Here is an 18749-nt window from a genome sequence, read left to right as displayed (position 1 = left end):
TCTCGCCTGTCCGCGAATTCATGAAGGCCCCGCTTACACAGGCGGGGCCTTTGCCTATGTTGAGGACATGATCCGTCTCATTCTCAACGTCCTGTGGTTCTTCTTCGGCGGCTGGATTTCCGGCCTGCTCTGGCTGCTGGGCGGGGCGATCCTGGCCCTGACCGTCGTCGGCCTGCCGTGGACCTTCGCGGCCTGGCGCATGGCCAGCTACAGCTTCTGGCCGTTCGGCCGCGAAGTGGTCTGGCAGGACGATCTGAACCCCGTCACGGGCGGGGTCGGCGTCATTCTGAACGTGATCTGGTTCGTCTTCGCGGGCTGGTACATCGCCCTGTCGCACCTGGTCATCGCCGTGGCCGAGTTCGTGACCATCATCGGCATCCCCTTCGCCCTGAAGGATCTGGAGCTGGCCAAGCTGGCGCTGGCCCCGGTCGGGCGAACGATCCGCGACAAGCGCTAGGCGTCGTCCCGCATCGCCACGGCCACCTTCCTGTACCAGGCTTCCGCCAGCGCGGCCTGCTGGCGCAGGTAGAGGTTCTGCGGGTCCAGTCCCTGTTTGCCGCCATTGGCGAACAGGATGACGTGGTCGCCCGGCTCCGGCGCGTCCACCGTGATCCGCAGACCCAGCGAGCGGATCATATGCGGCGGCAGGGCTTCGGGATCGGCGGGCGGAGGCGGGACGCCGTCACGGGCCGTGCGGACCATGACCGCGCCGTCCCTGAGCCCCTCGACCGCCCGAATGGCCGCGAAGGGCAGGCGCTGCGGCGTCTCGACCCGGCCGACCAGCAACTCCCGCTTCGCCATGGACAGACCGACGAAGCTGTCGTCGTCGCCGGAGACATAGGCCTCGTCCAGCCCATAGGTCTCGATCAGCCTGTCCCGCACCCCCTTCGCCGCCGCCGCCGTCGTCCGCTCACGGCGAAACCAGAACCCGATCAGGCAGATCAGGCAGCCGAGGGAGATGGCGAAGACGATGGGGCCCATACGGTTGCGATCAGCCCGGTGAGATCATGTTTTCGGGACGGACATACTGGTCGAACTCCTCGTTCGTCAGATAGCCGCCGCCGACCGCTTCCTCGCGCAGGGTGGTGCCGTTTTTGTGCGCGGTCTTGGCGATCTTGGCGCAGGCGTCATAGCCGAGCTTGCCGTTCAGGGCCGTCACCAGCATCAGCGAGTTGTCCAGGCCGCGCTTGATGTTGTCCTCGCGCGGCTCGATGCCGACGACGCAGTTGTCGGTGAAGCTGATCGCCGCGTCGGCGACCAGACGGACCGACTGCAGGAAGTTGTAGGCCATGACCGGGTTGAAGACGTTCAGCTCGAAATGCCCCTGCGAGCCGGCGAAGGTGATCGCCGCGTGGTTGCCGAACACCTGGACGCAGACCTGGGTCAGGGCCTCGGACTGGGTGGGGTTGACCTTGCCTGGCATGATCGAGGAGCCCGGCTCGTTCTCCGGCAGGGCCAGCTCGCCGAGGCCCGAACGCGGGCCGGAGCCGAGGAAGCGGATATCGTTGGCGATCTTGAACAGCGAGGCGGCGACCGTGTTGATCGCGCCGTGGCTGAAGACCATGGCGTCGTGGGCGGCCAGGGCCTCGAACTTGTTCGGGGCGGTGGTGAAGGGCAGGCCGGTGATGCCGGCGATCTGCGCCGCGACCTTTTCGGCGAAACCGACGGGGGCGTTCAGGCCGGTGCCGACGGCGGTGCCGCCTTGGGCCAGTTCCATCAGCTTGGGCAGGGTCTGTTCGATCCGCTCGATGCCGTTGGCGACCTGCTGGGCATAGCCGCCGAACTCCTGACCGAGGGTCAGGGGCGTGGCGTCCTGCGTATGGGTGCGGCCGATCTTGATGATGTGGGCCCAGGCCTCCGACTTGGCCTTCAGCGCCGTATGCAGGTGCTTCAGCGCGGGCAGCAGGTCGTTGACCACCTGTTCGGCGCAGGCGACGTGCATGGCCGTCGGATAGGTGTCGTTGGACGACTGGCTCATGTTGACGTGGTCGTTGGGATGGACCGGCTTTTTCGACCCCATCTCGCCGCCCATCATCTCGATAGCGCGGTTCGAGATGACCTCGTTGGCGTTCATGTTCGACTGGGTGCCGGACCCGGTCTGCCAGACGACCAGCGGGAAGTGGTCGTTGAGCTTGCCTTCGATGACTTCATTGGCGGCGGCGATGATGGCGTCGGCCAGGTCCGGCGACAGCTTGCCGAGGTCGCGGTTGGTCTCGGCGGCGGCGCGCTTGACGATGCCCAGCGCCCGCACGATCGGCAGCGGCTGCTTCTCCCAGCCGATTTTGAAATTGCCCAGCGACCGCTGCGCCTGTGCGCCCCAGTAGCGGTCCGAGGCGACCTCGATGGGGCCGAAGGTGTCGGTTTCGGTGCGGACGGTGCTCATCGCGGTCGGCTCTCTCAGGCGTGGCGGGAAGATGCGCGGCGGTGTAGCACGGGCAGGCGAGCGGGCAAGGCTCGCGGCGGAACCCATGAATGACCCCGGGCTGGATCGGTACAGGCAAGGTGCGCGCGCGTGAGAGCGGCGAGGCGGTCGAGATCACCATCGACGGCCTGACCACCCAGGCCAAATACTACAAGCCGCTGGTCTATGAGTTCATGCGCAAGGACTGGAACTCGCGACCGTCCTACGGTGACTATGTCGTCGAGATCGTCATGGAGCACATCGGCGATCCGCCGTGGATGGACCTCGACAACCTGGCCAAGGCCCTGCTGGACGCCATCAAGGGCTATCTGTTCCACGACGACAGTCAGGTCGCGCGCCTGCTGGTCGAACGCCGCGAGGGCGAGCGCGAGCGGATCACGATCCGGGTGTTTCCCAGGCGCTGACGGCTCAGGGGATGATCTTGAACCCCGGCGGCGCGGCGGTCTCGACGTGGTCCGGATGATACATGTCGAGGTACAGTGTGCTGGTTGCGGGCGTCGAACCCGGACAGCGGACGTCATAGCCGTCGATGATCATGCCATAGGGGCCCATGCCGAAGCTGCCGATCCGCTCGACCTGCGGTGCGCGTTGGTCGGCGCAGCGAAGACGCGCCAGATAGGCGCGCTCGCCGGCCGGAAAATGGACCCGGATCGGGTTTTGCTGGCTGCCGAGGGGATGCCCGGTCAGGCCGGCGGCGGTCCGGTCGGAGCGCGCGGCGGGTACGCCGCTGAACATTTCCGCAAGAAAATCGGGTTCCGAAGCCCGGGTCGCGCAGCCCGCGGCGAGCAGGGCGAATGCGATGATGGCGGCCTGTTTCATGGTGTCCCCTCCCGGTGAACGGTGAAGGTATCGCAATCGCCGCCGCTTGGAAGTGTAAACGTCAGCGACCTCTAGGGAGGGTTGCTGCGCTGAAAGCGCAGCGTCGGCAGCCGCATCTGCATCTCCGCCCCGACGAACAGCTGCGGCTCGGACGGCAGTTCGACCGCCGCCTCCGTCTCCTTTCTGACCACGCAGGCGCGGGTGTCCGCCGCCAGTGCGAGGAAGTCGGCGGCGTTCGGCAGGCTTTCCAGAATACAGCCGTCAAACCACGGGTAGCGCTCGTCCGCGCCGCAGCCGAAGGAGGTCCGGTCGCGGCGGGCGGCGGTCATCACCATCCGGTTCGGCCCCTGCAGGGCGTTGAGGAAGATGCCGGAATAACAGGCCGAGACGATCACCACCGTCGGACGGGCGCCGCAGGTGTTGCGGACCAGATTGGCCATCACGTCCGGGGTCATGCGTGGCGCATCCCCGAACACCAGCCCGTCCGGCCCGCCGTGTGAGGTGACGTAGATCAGGCAGCCGCGCGTGGCCCGCGCGGCTGCCGCGCGCACGCCCGCCATCACCGCCGACGGCGTGGTGGGTTCGGGAACATCCGTACGCAGTGAATAGTCGACCATGTCGGCGCGGCTGAACCCGGCGTCGAGGAAGCCGCGCACCAGATCGCGTCGGGCGTTGTCGAAGGCGGGGATCGGATGCCCGCGCCCGTCGCGCCAGTCGGCCTGGATGATGGCCGAGATCCAGCCTTCGAACCGGCTGGGCGGACGGAGCGTGCGTGACTGCGCCGTCGCCGATCCCGCAAGGCCGAGCATGGCCGCCAGAAGAACGATCAGACCCCGAACCATGCGCACCCCCGCAGCTCCAGCCCGCCGAGGTTAGCGGAAGGCGCGGGCAGGGGAAGGACTACTTCTTCCGGAAGTGATCCAGCGACACGACCTTGGGCGCGTCATCGCCACCCAGCGGCGGGACAGGCGTGTCGTCGGGCTCGGCGGCGGCGACCTCGGCGGCGATCTCCTCGATGGTCGCGGGCGCTTCGAACTGCAGCAGGAACTGCACCGAGGGGTCATAGAAGCGGGTCACGGCCGCATAGGGCATGGCCAGCACCTTGGGCATGCCGCCGAATTTCAGCATGACCGAGAAGCGGTTCTGTTCGACCTTCAGGTCCCAATACTGGTGCTGCAGCACCACCGTCATCTCGTCGGGATATTTGGCGATCACGTCCGGCGGGACGCTGACGCCCGGCGCCCGGGTCTTGAAGGTGATGTAGAAATGGTGCGCGCCGGGAATCCCGTCCGGTCCCGCCGCCCGCTCCAGCGCGGAACGGATCACCCCGCGCAGGGCGTCCTGCGCCAGCTGCTCGTAGTGCATGTCGTCGACGGGGGGCGTCTCTTCAGCCATCGGGTACGGGTCTCACCTGTGCAGGGGCGGTGATAACCTCCGACGGGCGCGGGCGGAAGACGGCATCAAGGTAAAAGGCGGGAATGGCGGTTTTACAGCCCCGCCGTCGCCTCGGGATCCGAGCCCCGGCGGCAGGTCAGGCCACAGGACAGCACCACCAGGAAGGCGGCCAGAAGGGTCAGCATCGAGATCGGCTCCGCCACGACGTCCGGCAGGGTCGCCCAGACGCCGGCGACGGTCAGGCCCGCCAGGGTGATCGTCCATCCGCACGCGCGCAGGGCCGACTGGACCCTCTGTTCGGCGGCGATGGTGTCGCGCGGCCTCTTCAGCTGTTTGGGCACGACGTTGCCGTAGCCGGCGATGACCAGGCCGATCAGGACCATGAAACCGCGGCCGCCGAGGTCGTCGGCGATCAGGCCGTTCCGCTCCGCGACCTTCAGCGCGACGGCGATGCCGAGGAAGACGGCGCCCAGCACGAGGGCGGAGACGACAGGTTTGAGCTTCATCGGGACGATCCTTCATCGGAAGCGGAAGCGGAAGCGGGCGCGGCGGCGCCGATCCCGAACATCTGGCCGAAGCCCAGCAGGGCCTCTTCCAGCACGGACAGTTGCAGGCGGTAGGTGATGGTCGTGCCCTGTTTGCAGGCGTCGATCAGACCCGCCTCCTTCAGCACAGTGAAATGGGCGGACATGGTGGGGCGCGAGACCTCGAACCGGTCGGCCAACTCGCCCGCCGTCATCGGACGGCGACGCAGCAGCTCCAGCACCTTGCGGCGCGTCGGGTCTGCGAGGGCTTTGAAGACCATGTTCATAAGTCGATGTTTAGCTAATCATCGAAATAAGAGTCAAGCGGCTCGTGAGGGGAGGGCGCAAACGCGATGTCAGGAAGGTGGAGGGCTTCTGTTGCCAGACGCTCGCCGATTCTTTCTGGAAAAGAAAAGGCCGCTTCGCGATGTCGGAAAGTGCCAGGGGTTCTGTTGGCAGGCCCCCTGGCGGCCCCGCCCCAGGATCTGAACCCTGAGGACTTAGTTTGGAATTACCGGAACCGCATTACGCGGCGACAGCGTATTCCCCAGCGAAGTTATCGTTCGCAGTTAGAAAATGACCCGATACGGTGGGTCAGGACGAGCGAAAGCAATCCTCTTTACACGTCCGTCGATGCTAGTCGGCCCCGTACTAACCCGCTGATAACCGGGAGAGAATGGTGGAGCCGCCGGGAATCGCACCCGGGTCCGGTCCGCTTATTACAGGCACGTTTATCGCCATAGTCCGGCCGAAACCGGACAGGACCAATATAGGGGAGCCGCGGGCGAAATTGAAGGGTAATCGGCGATCAGCGGCGACCGATGCACGCTGGACCGCAGGGGATTGATCGCAGGACGCCGCTTCGTGGGCGAAGGCTGTTTGCCGGACCCGCGCGCAGGGCGAGTCTCCCGGCTTGGCAGGGGAGTGGCCGTCCGATGATCGCGATCCGTCCGTCGAGGGGGCTGTTGCTGCTTTACGGCCTGCTGTCTCTGGCGGCTGTGGCGCTTGGCGCGTGGGTCTGCGCCGTCTCCGGCGTGCCGTCAGGCTCATGGCTGCGCAATCTGGCCGTCTGGCCCGTCGGCCTGTTGCTGGCCGCCGGACTGGCCGTCTTCGCAGGCGAACGGATCGCTGCGCTGCTTCTGCTCTGCGGCGTGGGGCTCCTCGGCGCCAGTTTGGGCGGTATTCCCCAGGAGGGCGTCCGCCGCTGGCTGGACCTCGGCCCGCTGCACATCAACGTGGCCTTCGTTGTTCTGCCGCTGGCGATCGTCGTCTTGGCCTGGACCGTCGGTCGTTGGTGGAGCTGGGCGCTGGCCTTCGCCGGACAGGCCGTGCTGGTGGCGCAGCCGGACGCGTCGCAGGCCACGGCGTTCGGGGCGGCGCTCATGGTTCTCGCGGTCAGAGCCCCGGCGTCCCGCCCGGTGCGGATCGGCCTGATCCTGCTGGCGGGAGGGCTTTCCACAGTCAGCTGGCTGCGCCCCGACCCGTTGGCTCCGGTCCCGGAGGTGGAGGAGATCGTGGGCCTGGCTTCCGCCGTTTCGCCGATCCTCGCCGGGCTCGCGGTCCTGCTCATCACGGCCGTGGCCCTGACGCCCGCCGTAACAGCGCGGAACACGCCCGCCCGGCCCGCGGGCCTGGCCCTGTCCGCCTATATGCTGATCGCCGCCGCCATCACGGTGTTCGGCGCCTTCCCCATGCCGCTGCTGGGCATCGGGATGAGCCCGATTCTCGGCCTCTGGCTCGGCGTCGGCCTGCTGGCCGCGCGCCTCAGGCCCGCGCCCAGCCCGGCGTCTGGTTCCTGAACCAGGTCAGCTGGCGTTTGGCGTAGTTGCGGGTGGCCTGGCGGGTGGCGTCGATGGCCTGATCCAGCGTCGTCTCGCCGGCCAGGTGGGCCGCGAACTCGCGCACGCCGACGGCCTTCATGGCGGGCAGGTCCGGCGACAGGCCTCGCGCCATCAGGGCCTGAACCTCGTCCAGCGCGCCCTGTTCGACCATCTGGTCGACCCGTCGGTCGCAGTTCGCATAGAGCGCCGCGCGGTCCGGCTCGACCACCAGACCGGTCCACGACCCCGGCGGCAGCAGGGGGGTGGTGTCGGCGGTCCAGTCGCTGAGGGCGCGGCCGGTGTGTTCGGCCACGGCCATGGCGCGGGTCAGGCGCTGGCGGTCGCCGCTTTCGATCCGCTCGGCGGCCCGGGGGTCGCGCACGGCCAGACGGCGGCGGAAGGGGGTCTCGCCCTCGGCGTTATAGGCCGCCGTCACCGCCTCGCGCACCGCATCCGGCACGTCGGGAATCTCCGCCAACCCCTTGATCAGGGCACTGAAATACAGGCCCGTGCCGCCGACCAGCAGGACCGGGCGCCCCGCCTCCGCCAGCTCCGCCAGCAGGGGCGTCGCCGCGCGGCTCCAGCGGCCGACCGACCAGACCTCGGCGGCGTCGGCGACGCCGTACAGCCGGTGCTCGATCTCAGCCTCGTCCGCCGCCGATGGCCGGGCGCTGAGCACGCGCAGGTCGGCGTAAAGTTGCTGGCTGTCGGCGTTGACGATGACGGCCCCGGTCCGCGCCGCCATCTCCATCGCCCGCCGCGACTTGCCCGAGGCGGTGGGGCCGGCGATCAGGGTGATGGGGGGCAGGGTCAAGATGAGGGCTCGCGGGGCGGGTCGTCCGGCGATAGAACGCGGGCCTCGCAGCCGCAACCCGCCCGGCCCAGACTGGAACGCCTCCCTTGCCCCATAAAGCCGCCGTCATCGCCGCCTTGGACGCCATCACCGACCCCCGGACGGGGCAGGGACTGGCCGCCGCCGGACTGGCGCAGGGGCTGACGGTGACCGAGGATCGCGCGGGCTTCGTGATCGAGGTGCCGGCGGGCGAGACGGCGCGTTACGCCCCGGTCCGCGACGCCGCCGAGGCCGCGCTCAAGGCGCTGCCGGGCATGACCCGCGTCTCCGTCATCCTCACCGCCGAGACCGCCCCCACTGCCGCGCCGCGCCGCACCGCCTCCCTGTCGCCGCAGGCCGTGGACCAGACCCGGCCCAAGGCGCCCGTCGCCACCGACCGCCCGGCCCATGTGCGCAAGGTGCTGGCCGTGGCCTCGGGCAAGGGTGGGGTGGGCAAGTCCACCGTCGCCGTGAACCTGGCCGCCGCCCTGGCCGGGCGCGGCCTGTCGGTCGGGCTGCTGGACGCCGACGTCTATGGCCCGTCACTGCCGACCATGCTGGGCGTTTCGGGCAAGCCGGACTATGTGGACGGCATGATCCAGCCTCACGTTGTGCAGGGGCTGAAGGCCATGTCCGTGGGCCTGCTGACGAAGGCTGAGGACGCCATGATCTGGCGCGGCCCGATGGCCTCGCAGGCCCTGACGCAGATGCTGACCCAGACCCGCTGGGGCACGGCGGAGCAGCCGCTGGACGTGCTGGTGGTGGACCTGCCGCCCGGCACCGGCGACGTGCAACTGACCCTGATCCAGAAGACGCCGCTGGACGGCGCCGTCATCGTCTCGACCCCGCAGGAGGTGGCCTTGGCCGACGCGCGGCGGGGCCACGCCCTGTTCGCCAAGGTCGGGGTGCCGACCCTGGGGCTGATCGAGAACATGACCGGCCCGATCTTCGGCAAGGGCGGGGCCAAGGCCGAGGCCGGGCATCTGGGCGTGGCCTACCTCGGTGATATTCCGCTGGACGCCGCCGTCCGCGAGGGTGGCGATGCGGGGCTGCCGGTGGTGCTGGCCGATCCGCAGGGAGACATCGCCGCCCGGTTCGCGGGCTTCGCCGAGGCCGTCGCCCGGGCGCTCGGGCTGACGGGCAGAGCGTGATGCGGGCGACCGGGGCGGTTCTGGCGGCGGGGCTGATGCTGGTCGGGTGCGCACCCGTCGCTCCGCACCTCCCGAATTCCGGACTGCCCCGGTTCGATCCGCAGGCGCCGGATCTGGCGGGCTTTGCGCGGACGCTCGAGGTCCATTGTGGCCTTCGGGCGGGCGATCTTTTGTCGGCTGACGCCCGGCGATACACGCTGACCTTCGAGGCTGGACGGTCCGTGACCTATGAGCAGTTCCGCTGTGTGCAGGACGGCGTGCGGGCAACGGATTTTGGCGGCCGCGCGGTGTCGATCCTGCTGATCGGCGAAGACGCGCCCTGACGATTTTTTGCGGATAGGGTTTTCAAACGCAACGGGAATGGCCACCTTGCCGGTTCCAGTCCTCCGCGCGAGCCTTTCCATGTCCGTCGACGCCCTGTTCACCCCCTTCACCATCAAGGGGCTGACCCTGCCCAACCGCATCGTCATGGCGCCGATGACCCGGTCCTTTTCGCCCGAGGGCATCCCGTCGGACGGCGTGCCCGGCTACTACCGTCGCCGCGCCGAAGGGGGCGTGGGCCTGATCGTCACCGAGGGCACGGTGGTCGAACGCCCCGCCGCCCGCAATGACGCCGCCGTCCCTGTCTTCCACGGCGAGGCCCTGCCCGAGTGGAAGAAGGTCGTTGAGGAGGTCCACGCCGCCGGAGGCCTGATCGCGCCGCAAATCTGGCACGTCGGCGCCGCCCGCGGGCAGGGCCCGGACTGGCAGCCGCTGGGCAAGGTCGACAGCCCGTCCGGCCTCGTCGCCCCGGACAAGCGGAAATATGAGCCGATGACCGAGGAGGATGTGGTGGACACCATCGCCGCCTTCGGCCGCTCGGCCCGCGCGGCCAGGGAGCTGGGCTTCGACGCGGTCGAGATCCACGGCGCCCACGGCTATCTGATCGACCAGTTCTTCTGGGGCGGCGTCAATGTGCGCGAGGACCGCTGGGGCGGCCCGACCATCGCCGACCGCGCCCGCTTCGGGGCCGAGGTCGTCAAGGCCGTGCGCGAGGGCGTGGGCGACGACATCCCGGTCATCCTGCGCCTGTCGCAATGGAAGCAGCAGGACTTCACCGCCCGCATCGCCGAAACCCCGGACCAGATGGTCGAGTGGTTGACGCCGCTGTCGGACGCCGGCGTGGACGTCTTCCACTGTTCGCAGCGCCGGTTCTGGGAGCCCGAGTTCGAGGGCTCGGACCTCAATTTCGCCGGCTGGGCCAAGAAGCTGATGGGCAAGCCGACCATCACCGTCGGCTCGGTGGGGCTGGACGGCGAGTTCATCGCGGCCTTCGGCGGCGCGGGCTCGAAGCCGGCCTCGCTGGATGGCCTGCTGCGCCGTCTGGAGAATGAGGAGTTCGACCTCGTCGCCGTGGGCCGCGCCCTGCTGGCCGACCCCCAATGGGTGCAGAAGATCCGCGACGGCCGTCACGACGACCTGCAGGCGTTCGAACGTCAGGCGATGCTGACGCTCTCGTAAGGGCGAATGATGCGGGATGGGTGGTGAAGGGTGAAGATTGAGGGTGAGTGGCCGCGTGGCTCACCGGCTCACATCGTCGCTGCTCACCACTCACTTTTCACGACTCACCGCCGTTCGAAGACCTTGAAGACGAAGGCGTGGTCGTCCTTCGCCCCGGCGGGGTGGGCTTCGGACGACGCTTCCGTCCACTGCCCCGGATCGAAGGCCGGGAAATACACGTCGCCGTCGGGCGCGGCGTCCACCTCGGTGATGTACAGTCGTTTGGCGCGGGGCAGGGCGGCTTCGAACAGGCCCGCGCCGCCGATCACGCAGACCTCGTCGAGATCGTCGTCCTCGGCCGTCTCGCGCGCGATCTCGATGGCTTCGTCCAGCGTCCGGCAGATCACCGCGCTACGAACCTGATCATCGTCGCCCCAGCTTTCGTCGCGGCTCAGGACGATGTTGAGTCGGCCGGGCAGGGGCTTCAGCGGCAGGCTCTCCCACGTCTTGCGGCCCATGATGCAGGGCTTGCCCATGGTGATGGCCTTGAAGCGCTGCAGATCGCTGCGCAGCCGCCAGGGCAGGTCGCCGTCGCGTCCGATCACGCCGTTGGAGCCACGGGCGACGACGAGAACGACTGAAGGAACGGCCAAGGTGTTTATCCGCTTTGGAGGGACCACTGTCATGAACGCGAGGCTCCGCATGGGCAAGTACGTCCCCGCCATCATCACCGGCGTCATCGTGATGTTCGTGCTGTCCCTGATCCTCGGCGCGGTCGGCTTCAGCGGCTTCGCCCTCTGGTACATCCCGTTCTTCGTCGGCGGCATGACCGCCTATCTGATGGCCAATCTGCAGGGGACGAAGGGCGGGCCGGTCGCCTCGGACGCACAGAAGACCGCCGTGCTCGGCCTCAAGCCATCGCCGGGCAAGGGGCTGATCCTGATCCACCGGCAGGGCTTCGTCGGCAAGATGGCGGGCATGGAGGTGACGCTGGACGGCCGCGTCCTGGCCCAGCTGAAATCGCCCCAGTTCACCGCCGTCGAGGTCGACCCCGGCCCTCACAGCCTCGGCTTCGGCTTCGTCGGCCTCGCCGCCGCCCAGAACAAGCCGGAGGTGGTCCAGACCACGGTGGTCGAGGGTCAGGTCGTCGCCTGGCGCGCCACGGTCGCCATGGGCATGACCTCGAAAAACACCATCAAGGTCGAGCGCGACGATCAGGTGCAGGCGCTGGTCGATGATCTGCGCCGGATGAAGATGGTGGTCTCAGCGGCGTAACGACCGGTGTCAGCGGCTGGCCTGATAGACAACCCGGGCGAGTCCCACGCTCTCATCAACCGGTTCGATCACGGTCACCAAGCCGAGGATCTGCCCGGCTGCGTCCTTCTGCTCGAAAACCGTTTGCACCGAATCACCGTCGGCGTCGCTTATCTGTTCGCGCCATGTGCGGAGAACGAGTTTCGGCTCCCAGTCGTTCAGGCCAGCCTCAACCGCCCGGGCCAGTCGGTCTCCCTGGGGCCGCCATTGAAGCGTCTCAATCACGCAGACGCCGCGATCACTACGGCCCTCCGTTCTCGTTCCGTCATCGAGACGTCCGGTAAAGGATGATCCGGCCGTGAAGCTGGCTCCAATGGAGCTGGCGTAAAGCCGCTCATTATTGCCGCACCGTCTAATCTCTCTGCGGGCGGCCTCAGCGAAATCGCTCGGAGCCGGCATGACCAGAACCGGCGGTGGTTGTTGAGCGAGGGCAAGCAGTTCGATCACGCACTGTTCTCCAGCCAGTGCAGCCACTTCCGCTGCATCGCCGCCTCGATATCGATATTCGCCGCGCGGCAGTAGATGAGCAACATGCCGAGCACGTCCGCCGCCTCGTCGCCCAGCTTGTCCGCGTCCGCCGCGCCGCGCGCCCGGCCGGTCATGCGCAGATGTTCGGCCACCAGTTCACCCAGCTCCTCCTGAACCTTCAGCAGGGCCCAGTCGCCGGACGCGGCCTTGTCACGGTCGATGCCGTGCTCGCGGGCGTAGATGTCGGAGATGCGCAGGACGGAGTCCTGCAGGCCTTTCAAATCCAGCGGCATCAGACCGCGACCGGCGCCTTGATGTGCGGCCACGGCTGGTACCCATCAAGCACGAAGTCCTCCAGCCGGTAGGCGAACAGGTCGTCGCGCGGCGTGATGGTCATGGTCGGCAGGGGCAGGGGCTCGCGGCTCAGCTGCAGTTCGGTCTGCTCGATGTGGTTCAGATACAGGTGGGCGTCGCCGAAGGTGTGGACGAACTCGCCCGGCTCCAGCCCGCAGACCTGCGCCATCATCATGGTCAGAAGAGCATAGCTGGCGATGTTGAACGGCACGCCCAGGAAGACATCGGCGCTGCGCTGGTACAGCTGGCAGCTCAGCTTTCCGTCGGCGACGAAGAACTGGAACAGGCAGTGGCAGGGCGGCAGGGCCATGTCGTCCACGTCCGCCGGGTTCCAGGCGGACACGATATGCCGGCGGCCGTTCGGATTGGTCTTCAGCCCGTGGACCAGCTTTTCGATCTGGTCGATGACGCGGCCGTCCGGCGCGGCCCAGGACCGCCACTGCTTGCCGTAGACGGGGCCCAGCTCGCCCTCGGCATTGGCCCATTCGTCCCAGATGCTGACGCCGTTTTCCTTCAGCCAGCCGATATTGGTCTCGCCGCGCAGGAACCACAGCAGTTCGACGATGATGGAGCGCAGGTGCAGCTTCTTGGTCGTCAGGACCGGGAAGCCCTTGGACAGGTCGAACCGCATCTGGCGGCCGAACACGCCCAGCGTCCCGGTGCCGGTGCGATCGTCACGGCGTGCGCCATTGTCCAGGATGTCGCGCAGCAGATTCAGGTACTGCCACTCGGGGTGGTCAGCGGGCACGGCGCCCGTGCGGGCCTGAATGTCAGCGGCGAGGAATTGCGCGGTCATGGACCGACAGTGCCGCTGATTCGGGCCGAGGGGCAGGTCATCGATTCGGTTGCTCACAGGAACGTGGCTTCAGACACCGATCACCTCTCCACCGAAGGTGGGGAGGGGGACCACCCGAAGGGTGGTGGAGGGGTAGGCCGTGGCGCGTTGCAGACCCCTCCGTCTCGTCCGCTGACGCGGCCGAGCCACCTCCCCACCTTTGGTGGAGAGGTGAGGCGGTTGGCTCAGCCCCCGAACCCGCCCTCATCCAGGAACGCCTGCTCCTCCGGCGTCGTCGCCCGGCCCAGACTGGCGTTCCGGTGCGGGAAGCGGCCGAAGCGGACGATGATGTCGCGATGGAGGTGGCCCCATTTTTTCAGATCTTCATCGTCGCCGATGAGCGCCAGATAGCGGTCCTGATCCTGCAGACGTTCGGAATGCTCGAACGGCAGCAGGATGAAGTTCCGCAGGTCCGTATCGAACGCCAGATGATGGCCGCGCGCGACCGCCTGTTCGGCGAAAGACAGGGCCAGCGGGTCGGTGGCGAACTGGTGGGCCGTGCCGCGGAAGGTGTTGCGGGGAAACTGGTCCAGCAGGATCAGCAGGGCCAGCGCGCCCTCGGGCGTGTCCATCCAGTGATCCAGTTCCCGCCGCGCCGCCATCATGTGGCCGTGGGCGAAGCGCCGGCGGAAGTCGTCGTCGAAGGCGTCGTTCTTGGCGAACCACTTGTCGGGCCCGGCCTCTTTCCAGAAGCCGATGACGTCGGAAGGCTGTAGGTCTGTGCTCATGACCCAGACCCTAGCCAATCCGCTTCCCGCCTACCACGACGCCGACTGCGATCTGTCCATCATCCGCGGCAAACGCGTCGCCGTGATTGGCTACGGCAGTCAGGGGCGGACCCATGCGCTCAACCTGCGCGACTCGGGCGTGACCGACATCGTCATAGGGCTGAAGGCGGCGTCGGCGACGCGGGCGAAGGCGGAGGCCGACGGCTTCCGCGTCCTGACGGCGGGCGAGGCGACGGCGGGGGCGGATGTGGTCGCGGTCATGGTCTCGGACGAGGCGCATCGCGATCTGTGGCGCGACGAGCTGGAGCCGAACATCCGGCCGGGCGCCGCCCTGATCTTCGCCCACGGCCTGTCGGTCCGCTTCGATCTGGTGACGCCGCGCGCCGATCTGGACGTCATCCTGGCCTCGCCCAAGGGCATCGGCCCACGCATCCGCGATCTGTACGAGGCGGGGGAGGGGGTCTTCTGCCTGTTCGGGGTCCAGCAGGACGCCACCGGCGGCGCCCACGCCTTGGGCCTGTCCTACGCCGCCGCCCTGGGCTGCGGGCGCAAGGGTATCCTGGAGACCACGATGAAGGACGAGTGCGAATCGGACCTGTTCGGCGAGCAGGTGGTTCTGTGCGGCGGGGTGGCCGAACTGGTCGACGGCGCCTTCATGAAGCTGGTCAACGCGGGCTATCCGCCCGAGGTGGCGTGGTTCGAATGCTTCTATGAGCTGAAGCTGGTGACCGACCTGATGTTCGAAAAGGGAATCGCCGGGGCTTTCGGGCGGATTTCCAACACGGCCGAGTACGGCGCCTATCTGACCGGGCCGCGCATCATCGGCGACGCCTCGAAGGCGGCCATGGACGAGGTGCTGTCCGAGGTCCGCTCGGGCGCCTTTGTCGACAGGCTGATGGCCGATTACGACGCGGGCTCTCCGGACCTGCTGGCCCACCGCAAGGCCTTGGGCGAACGCACCATTGAAGGCGTCGGCGCGCATCTGGCGGCGGTGGCGTCAAAAGCGGGGGGCTGAAACGAAAAGAGCCTCCCGAAGGAGGCTCTTTCGCTCGCTTCCGGGGTTTCGGGAAACCCTTGGGAAGAATGGTCGGAGTGAGAGGATTCGAACCTCCGACCCCTGCGTCCCGAACGCAGTGCTCTACCAGGCTGAGCCACACTCCGACTTGAGGAGGGGGCTTATAGCGACGGCTTTTCCGCCCCGCAAGCGCCGAAACGGCCTGTTTGAAAATAGTCCGCCCGCCGCCGCTCGCCGACCGCCGCTCCCCCGAAGGCCCTCGAAACCGCGATGTCGCACTCGCTTCAAAAGACCTATTGCGTCCGGCGCAGCCTTGGCGTATCCGACCGCCTCCTCGCCGCAGGGCGGGGGTTCGCCGGACCTGCTGGGGAATGGTGTAATGGTAACACTACGGTTTTTGGTACCGTCATTCTAGGTTCGAGTCCTAGTTCCCCAGCCATCCGCCGCCTTGGGATTTGAAGCTTTTCAGCCTCGTCCCGGATGTCTCTCTCGACCGTCTCATCCGGCCGCTCTAATCAGGGCGGCATGAGCTTCGTCACCGCTGCCTATCCCTCCGCTTCGGGCGGCTGTCGTTGTCAGTCGGGGCTGACGGCGCGGCAGTGCTGCGATCTGGCCCTGACGCCCGTGGCGGGCGGGGGCGCGTCTGCGGATGCGGCCGGGGTTCGGGGAATCACCGAGGTGTTGCGGCGCGGCGACCGGATGGAGGCGCGGCGGATCGCGGTGGCGGTGCTGGAGCGCAGCCCGCGCGATCAGGACGCCCTGATCGCCTTTGCAGGCGTGCTGAAGGCGGAGGGCGCGCCCGCGGCCCGGATCATCGCCGAGCGGGTGTCCGCGCTTCATCCGGACAGCCCCGTCGCCCGGGCCGCGACGGCGCGTCATCTGCTGGAGGTCGGGGCCGTCCGCGCCGCCGAGCCGCACGCCCGCGCCGCCCTCAGGCTGGCGCCCCTGGCGCCGGGCTCGCACCTGCTGATGGCCCGGGTCTTTCTGGCGCTGGACAACGCCTTCGCGGCGGAACGCCAGCTTCGCGCGGGGCGCGCCCGTCTGGCGCCGGATGCGCCGTCCGAGGCCTTTGATTTCCAGCTGGCCATCGCGTTGACCGGACAGGGCAAGTTCGTGGAGGCGCGCGAGGTGTTCGCCCGCCTGTGCGCCGGGGCGGACCGTCTGGATGTGCTGATCCTCTGGGCGGATATGGAGGAGCAGGACCGGAAGTTCACGCAGGCCGGGGCGCTGCTGGATCGCGCCGAGACCCTGTCGCCCGGTCATCCGTCGATCGCGCGGATGCGGGCGGTGGTGCTGGATCGGCTCGGCGAGCGCGAACAGGCCTTGGCTCTGATCGAGTCGGAAGAGCAGCGGCCCGGCGCGGGGTTCGATCCCATCCGGCAGCGGTTGAAGGGTCAGGTCCTTGATCGGCTTGGACGATATGACGAGGCCTTCTCCAGCTTCGAGGCGTTGAAGCGCTACCAGAGCCAGGTGATGGGCCTGACCTATGGCGAGGCGGAGGCTGGGCGGCTGGTCTCGACCCTGAAGCGGTTCTACCTGCCGGCGGTGGCGGACAGCCTGCCGCGGGCCACGGTCGCGTCAGGCCGGCCCCAGCCCCTGTTTGTGGTGGGCTTTCCCCGCTCGGGGACGACCCTTGTCGAGCAGATGCTGGCGTCCCATCCCCAGGTCGCGGGCGGGGGAGAGTTGCCCTTCATCCTCGAAGCCGCCCAGCGCAGCCAGACCGTGCTGGACAGCCCGTCCGTCTATCCCTTCTCCCTGACGGAGCTCTGGCTGGGTGATCGGGCCGGGGAGCTGGACCTGCTTCGCGATCTGTACCTGACCCGGGCGGAGGAGATGGCGATCTCGGATCCGGAGCGGGCGTGGTTCACGGACAAGATGCCGCTGAACGAAACCCATCTGGGCCTGATCCACCTGCTGTTCCCGCAGTCGCCGGTGGTGCACCTGCTGCGCCATCCGCTGGACGTGGTGCTGTCGGTCTTTTTCAACGGCATGACGCACGGATTCAACTGCGCCGCCGCGCTGGAGACGGCCGCGCGCCACTATGTGCTGATCGCCGACCTGATCCAGCACTACCTGTCCGTCCTGCCGGTCCGGTATCACGCGGTCCGCTACGAGGATCTGATCGACGATCAGGAGGGGCAGGCGAGGGCGCTGCTGTCCTTCGTCGGCCTGCCGTTCGACCCCGAAGTTCTGGACTTCCATCGCAATCCGCGCGCCGCGCGCACGGCCAGCTACGCCCAAGTCACCCAGCCGCTCTACGACCGGTCGCGGTTCCGGTATCGCCACTACCGGAAGCAGCTGGAGCCGGTGATTCCGATCCTGCAGCCCGTGATCGAGCGGCTGGGCTATACGATCTGACGACGGTCAGTGCGTCTGCGCGGCTTCCAGCGGCAGGCGGATGCGGATGCCGACGCCGGCCTCGGGCGCGGTCTCGATGCTCATCGAGCCGCCCAGATGCTCGACGAGGCCCTGCACCAGCGACAGGCCTTCGCCGGGCTCGATGACGTCGGCGCCGATGCCCGAATCACGGACCACCAGGCTGACGCCGCCCACGGCGCGTGAGAAGGCGACGGCGATGGAGCCGCGACGCCCGTCCGGGAAGGCGTGGCGGCAGGCGTTGGAGATCAGTTCGTGCGTGATCATCGCCATCGGCAGCAGGTGGCTGTCCGGCAGCAGGGTGGTCTGGCCGCGCACGTCGATTCGCACCGGCCGACCTTCGCAGGTGCGGCTCCAGAAGGCGGCGACGTCGTCCAGATAGCCGGCGAAGTCCAGCGGACCGCCCCCGCTCATGCGGCGGCTGATCAGCTCCATCGCCGCCGTGACGTCGCTGAGCCAGGTCAGATGGCGCACGCTCTCGGGGTCGTTGACGCTGCGAAGGCGGATGCCGACGAGCGTCTGCAAAAGCTGATATCCGCCGAGCAGACGCCGCTGGAGCTCGATGATCCGGTTTTCCGCTGTCGCGGCCATCGTTCCCCCGACGATTGAAAATGCGGGGAATTCTTACGACAGACTGAACCAAATAGCCAATGCGGCGTTTCGCTGTCCGCTGGCGGACACAACGGTGTTAATGCGTCCCGTCAGTCTTGGGGGATGTTGCGTGCCCGACCTACCTGACCTTCGGGTCATGATCGTTGAGGACCAGGCTCTGCTGGCCATGGAACTGGAGCTCGTCCTCGGCGAATCCGGCTGCGACGTCGTGGGCTGCGCCATGGACAAGGCCGGCGCCTTCGTGATCGCCGAGCGGGAGCGGCCCGATCTGGCGCTGGTCGACGTGAACCTGCTGGACGGGATGACGGGGCCCCAGATCGCCCAGAAGATCGTCACCGAGTACGGGGCGGCCGTGGTCTTCCTGACCGCCAACCCGGAACAGATTCCCGAAGGCTTCGCGGGCGCCCTGGGCGCGGTGTCCAAGCCCTTCGATGAGCAGACCATCCGGGCGGTGGTCGGCTTCGCCCGCCAGTTCATCCTGCACCGGACGGTCGGCGAGCCGCCGCGCCGGTTCCGGCTGGCCCCGTGGCTGACGACGCCGCCGGACGACATCGCGCCGCATTAGTCGGCCCGCCATAGCCGTCGGCTTGCTACGATTACTATTG

The 18749-nt window shown here is 68.0% G+C and carries 24 protein-coding genes, 2 tRNA genes and 1 other RNA gene; 11 read left to right on the top strand and 16 right to left on the bottom strand.

All coding sequences use genetic code 11. The features are described 5' to 3' along the window. Positions 1 to 67: 67 nt before the first annotated feature. The gene (locus tag ACW174_RS16665) at positions 68 to 457 is read left to right on the top strand and encodes a YccF domain-containing protein (protein ID WP_492015477.1); all 390 of its coding nucleotides are present in this window, start codon (positions 68 to 70) and stop codon (positions 455 to 457) included. On the opposite strand, the gene ACW174_RS16660 is transcribed toward ACW174_RS16665, so the two are convergent. After that, the gene (locus ACW174_RS16660; protein WP_492015476.1) at positions 454 to 981 is read right to left on the bottom strand and encodes a hypothetical protein; all 528 of its coding nucleotides are present in this window, start codon (positions 979 to 981) and stop codon (positions 454 to 456) included. The two genes, ACW174_RS16665 and ACW174_RS16660, sit on opposite strands and share 4 nt — an antisense overlap. A gap of 10 nt (positions 982 to 991) precedes the next feature. Next, positions 992 to 2383, bottom strand: a complete 1392-nt coding sequence (gene fumC, locus ACW174_RS16655; RefSeq protein WP_492015475.1) for a class II fumarate hydratase — start codon at positions 2381 to 2383, stop codon at positions 992 to 994. Positions 2384 to 2472: 89 nt separating this feature from the next. Between fumC and ACW174_RS16650 the strand changes: the two genes are divergently transcribed. Beyond that, a complete protein-coding gene (locus ACW174_RS16650) occupies positions 2473 to 2826 on the top strand; it encodes a RusA family crossover junction endodeoxyribonuclease (RefSeq protein ID WP_492015474.1) in 354 nt (117 codons plus the stop codon). Positions 2827 to 2830: 4 nt separating this feature from the next. On the opposite strand, the gene ACW174_RS16645 is transcribed toward ACW174_RS16650, so the two are convergent. The 6 genes from ACW174_RS16645 to ssrA form a co-directional block, all read right to left on the bottom strand. Then, a complete protein-coding gene (locus ACW174_RS16645; protein ID WP_492015473.1) occupies positions 2831 to 3241 on the bottom strand; it encodes a hypothetical protein in 411 nt (136 codons plus the stop codon). 71 nt (positions 3242 to 3312) lie between these two features. Beyond that, complete coding sequence (locus ACW174_RS16640) at positions 3313 to 4083, bottom strand: C13 family peptidase (RefSeq protein WP_492015472.1); 771 nt, start codon at positions 4081 to 4083, stop codon at positions 3313 to 3315. 58 nt (positions 4084 to 4141) lie between these two features. Next, positions 4142 to 4636, bottom strand: coding sequence for an SspB family protein (locus tag ACW174_RS16635; protein ID WP_492015471.1), 495 nt, complete (start codon positions 4634 to 4636; stop codon positions 4142 to 4144). A 92-nt stretch (positions 4637 to 4728) separates the two neighbouring features. Continuing rightward, positions 4729 to 5142 (bottom strand): hypothetical protein, encoded by a 414-nt coding sequence (locus ACW174_RS16630; RefSeq protein WP_492015470.1) that lies wholly within the window; start codon positions 5140 to 5142, stop codon positions 4729 to 4731. Further along, positions 5139 to 5441, bottom strand: a complete 303-nt coding sequence (locus ACW174_RS16625; RefSeq protein WP_492015469.1) for an autorepressor SdpR family transcription factor — start codon at positions 5439 to 5441, stop codon at positions 5139 to 5141. The genes ACW174_RS16630 and ACW174_RS16625 overlap by 4 nt, the downstream gene beginning before the upstream one ends. 155 nt (positions 5442 to 5596) lie before the next feature. Next, positions 5597 to 5959, bottom strand: a transfer-messenger RNA (tmRNA) gene (gene ssrA / locus ACW174_RS16620). 136 nt (positions 5960 to 6095) lie between these two features. On the opposite strand from ssrA, the gene ACW174_RS16615 reads away from it, so the two are divergent. Continuing rightward, complete coding sequence (locus ACW174_RS16615; protein WP_492015468.1) at positions 6096 to 6959, top strand: hypothetical protein; 864 nt, start codon at positions 6096 to 6098, stop codon at positions 6957 to 6959. On the opposite strand, the gene miaA is transcribed toward ACW174_RS16615, so the two are convergent. After that, positions 6925 to 7794 (bottom strand): tRNA (adenosine(37)-N6)-dimethylallyltransferase MiaA, encoded by an 870-nt coding sequence (gene miaA, locus ACW174_RS16610; RefSeq protein WP_492015467.1) that lies wholly within the window; start codon positions 7792 to 7794, stop codon positions 6925 to 6927. The genes ACW174_RS16615 and miaA overlap by 35 nt on opposite strands. A gap of 86 nt (positions 7795 to 7880) precedes the next feature. On the opposite strand from miaA, the gene ACW174_RS16605 reads away from it, so the two are divergent. The 3 genes from ACW174_RS16605 (at position 7881) to ACW174_RS16595 (ending at position 10463) form a co-directional block, all read left to right on the top strand. Then, positions 7881 to 8963: an Mrp/NBP35 family ATP-binding protein gene (locus tag ACW174_RS16605; RefSeq protein ID WP_492015466.1), complete on the top strand. Its 1083-nt coding sequence runs from the start codon at positions 7881 to 7883 to the stop codon at positions 8961 to 8963. After that, entirely contained in the window at positions 8963 to 9286 is a 324-nt protein-coding gene (locus ACW174_RS16600) for a hypothetical protein (protein ID WP_492015465.1), read from the top strand. The genes ACW174_RS16605 and ACW174_RS16600 overlap by 1 nt, the downstream gene beginning before the upstream one ends. A gap of 79 nt (positions 9287 to 9365) precedes the next feature. Further along, positions 9366 to 10463 carry an NADH:flavin oxidoreductase gene (locus ACW174_RS16595; RefSeq protein WP_492015464.1) on the top strand — a complete coding sequence of 366 codons (1098 nt, stop codon included), beginning with the start codon at positions 9366 to 9368 and terminating at the stop codon, positions 10461 to 10463. Between the two features lie 104 nt (positions 10464 to 10567). Here the strand turns inward: ACW174_RS16595 and ACW174_RS16590 are convergent, their stop codons facing one another. Beyond that, positions 10568 to 11095, bottom strand: coding sequence for a dihydrofolate reductase (locus ACW174_RS16590; protein WP_492015463.1), 528 nt, complete (start codon positions 11093 to 11095; stop codon positions 10568 to 10570). A gap of 31 nt (positions 11096 to 11126) precedes the next feature. On the opposite strand from ACW174_RS16590, the gene ACW174_RS16585 reads away from it, so the two are divergent. Continuing rightward, positions 11127 to 11717, top strand: coding sequence for a hypothetical protein (locus ACW174_RS16585; RefSeq protein ID WP_492015462.1), 591 nt, complete (start codon positions 11127 to 11129; stop codon positions 11715 to 11717). 9 nt (positions 11718 to 11726) lie between these two features. On the opposite strand, the gene ACW174_RS16580 is transcribed toward ACW174_RS16585, so the two are convergent. The 4 genes from ACW174_RS16580 to ACW174_RS16565 form a co-directional block, all read right to left on the bottom strand. Beyond that, on the bottom strand, positions 11727 to 12203 hold the full coding sequence (locus ACW174_RS16580; RefSeq protein ID WP_492015461.1) for a hypothetical protein: 477 nt from the start codon (positions 12201 to 12203) through the stop codon (positions 11727 to 11729). Then, a complete protein-coding gene (locus ACW174_RS16575) occupies positions 12200 to 12550 on the bottom strand; it encodes a phosphoribosyl-ATP pyrophosphohydrolase (protein ID WP_492015460.1) in 351 nt (116 codons plus the stop codon). The genes ACW174_RS16580 and ACW174_RS16575 overlap by 4 nt, the downstream gene beginning before the upstream one ends. Continuing rightward, positions 12517 to 13374, bottom strand: a complete 858-nt coding sequence (locus ACW174_RS16570) for a thymidylate synthase (RefSeq protein WP_492015459.1) — start codon at positions 13372 to 13374, stop codon at positions 12517 to 12519. Before ACW174_RS16570 ends, ACW174_RS16575 begins: the two co-directional genes overlap by 34 nt. Positions 13375 to 13598: 224 nt before the next feature. Then, on the bottom strand, positions 13599 to 14141 hold the full coding sequence (locus ACW174_RS16565; protein ID WP_492015458.1) for a DUF924 family protein: 543 nt from the start codon (positions 14139 to 14141) through the stop codon (positions 13599 to 13601). On the opposite strand from ACW174_RS16565, the gene ilvC reads away from it, so the two are divergent. Continuing rightward, entirely contained in the window at positions 14140 to 15156 is a 1017-nt protein-coding gene (gene ilvC, locus ACW174_RS16560; RefSeq protein WP_492015457.1) for a ketol-acid reductoisomerase, read from the top strand. The genes ACW174_RS16565 and ilvC overlap by 2 nt on opposite strands. Before the next feature lie 69 nt (positions 15157 to 15225). Here ilvC and ACW174_RS16555 read toward each other — a convergent pair. After that, positions 15226 to 15302, bottom strand: a tRNA-Pro gene (locus ACW174_RS16555). A gap of 219 nt (positions 15303 to 15521) precedes the next feature. Between ACW174_RS16555 and ACW174_RS16550 the strand changes: the two genes are divergently transcribed. Continuing rightward, positions 15522 to 15595: transfer RNA gene (locus ACW174_RS16550), tRNA-Gln, on the top strand. Positions 15596 to 15681: 86 nt separating this feature from the next. Next, positions 15682 to 17514, top strand: coding sequence for a tetratricopeptide repeat-containing sulfotransferase family protein (locus tag ACW174_RS16545; RefSeq protein ID WP_492015456.1), 1833 nt, complete (start codon positions 15682 to 15684; stop codon positions 17512 to 17514). 6 nt (positions 17515 to 17520) lie between these two features. Here ACW174_RS16545 and ACW174_RS16540 read toward each other — a convergent pair whose 3' ends face one another. Then, positions 17521 to 18123, bottom strand: a complete 603-nt coding sequence (locus ACW174_RS16540; protein WP_492015455.1) for a sensor histidine kinase — start codon at positions 18121 to 18123, stop codon at positions 17521 to 17523. Positions 18124 to 18253: 130 nt separating this feature from the next. Between ACW174_RS16540 and ACW174_RS16535 the strand changes: the two genes are divergently transcribed. Then, on the top strand, positions 18254 to 18709 hold the full coding sequence (locus tag ACW174_RS16535; RefSeq protein WP_492015454.1) for a response regulator: 456 nt from the start codon (positions 18254 to 18256) through the stop codon (positions 18707 to 18709). The last annotated feature ends 40 nt before the right edge of the window (positions 18710 to 18749 follow it).

Source organism: Brevundimonas sp. AVps31 (assembly GCF_058681355.1).
This window is presented reverse-complemented; position numbering and strand designations above follow the sequence as displayed.

What these genes read in the sequence shown, in the direction of transcription:
- ACW174_RS16595 (WP_492015464.1), top strand. Translation starts at nt 9,366, where the DNA reads ATGTCCGTCGACGCCCTGTTCACCCCCTTCACCATCAAGGGGCTGACC.
- ACW174_RS16545 (WP_492015456.1), top strand. Translation starts at nt 15,682, where the DNA reads ATGAGCTTCGTCACCGCTGCCTATCCCTCCGCTTCGGGCGGCTGTCGT.
- ACW174_RS16565 (WP_492015458.1), bottom strand. Translation starts at nt 14,141, where the DNA reads ATGAGCACAGACCTACAGCCTTCCGACGTCATCGGCTTCTGGAAAGAG.
- ACW174_RS16625 (WP_492015469.1), bottom strand. Translation starts at nt 5,441, where the DNA reads ATGGTCTTCAAAGCCCTCGCAGACCCGACGCGCCGCAAGGTGCTGGAG.
- ACW174_RS16645 (WP_492015473.1), bottom strand. Translation starts at nt 3,241, where the DNA reads ATGAAACAGGCCGCCATCATCGCATTCGCCCTGCTCGCCGCGGGCTGC.
- ACW174_RS16635 (WP_492015471.1), bottom strand. Translation starts at nt 4,636, where the DNA reads ATGGCTGAAGAGACGCCCCCCGTCGACGACATGCACTACGAGCAGCTG.
- ilvC (WP_492015457.1), top strand. Translation starts at nt 14,140, where the DNA reads ATGACCCAGACCCTAGCCAATCCGCTTCCCGCCTACCACGACGCCGAC.
- ACW174_RS16540 (WP_492015455.1), bottom strand. Translation starts at nt 18,123, where the DNA reads ATGGCCGCGACAGCGGAAAACCGGATCATCGAGCTCCAGCGGCGTCTG.
- ACW174_RS16585 (WP_492015462.1), top strand. Translation starts at nt 11,127, where the DNA reads ATGAACGCGAGGCTCCGCATGGGCAAGTACGTCCCCGCCATCATCACC.
- ACW174_RS16650 (WP_492015474.1), top strand. Translation starts at nt 2,473, where the DNA reads ATGACCCCGGGCTGGATCGGTACAGGCAAGGTGCGCGCGCGTGAGAGC.
- fumC (WP_492015475.1), bottom strand. Translation starts at nt 2,383, where the DNA reads ATGAGCACCGTCCGCACCGAAACCGACACCTTCGGCCCCATCGAGGTC.
- ACW174_RS16660 (WP_492015476.1), bottom strand. Translation starts at nt 981, where the DNA reads ATGGGCCCCATCGTCTTCGCCATCTCCCTCGGCTGCCTGATCTGCCTG.
- ACW174_RS16665 (WP_492015477.1), top strand. Translation starts at nt 68, where the DNA reads ATGATCCGTCTCATTCTCAACGTCCTGTGGTTCTTCTTCGGCGGCTGG.
- ACW174_RS16640 (WP_492015472.1), bottom strand. Translation starts at nt 4,083, where the DNA reads ATGGTTCGGGGTCTGATCGTTCTTCTGGCGGCCATGCTCGGCCTTGCG.
- ACW174_RS16630 (WP_492015470.1), bottom strand. Translation starts at nt 5,142, where the DNA reads ATGAAGCTCAAACCTGTCGTCTCCGCCCTCGTGCTGGGCGCCGTCTTC.
- ACW174_RS16615 (WP_492015468.1), top strand. Translation starts at nt 6,096, where the DNA reads ATGATCGCGATCCGTCCGTCGAGGGGGCTGTTGCTGCTTTACGGCCTG.
- ACW174_RS16600 (WP_492015465.1), top strand. Translation starts at nt 8,963, where the DNA reads ATGCGGGCGACCGGGGCGGTTCTGGCGGCGGGGCTGATGCTGGTCGGG.
- ACW174_RS16570 (WP_492015459.1), bottom strand. Translation starts at nt 13,374, where the DNA reads ATGACCGCGCAATTCCTCGCCGCTGACATTCAGGCCCGCACGGGCGCC.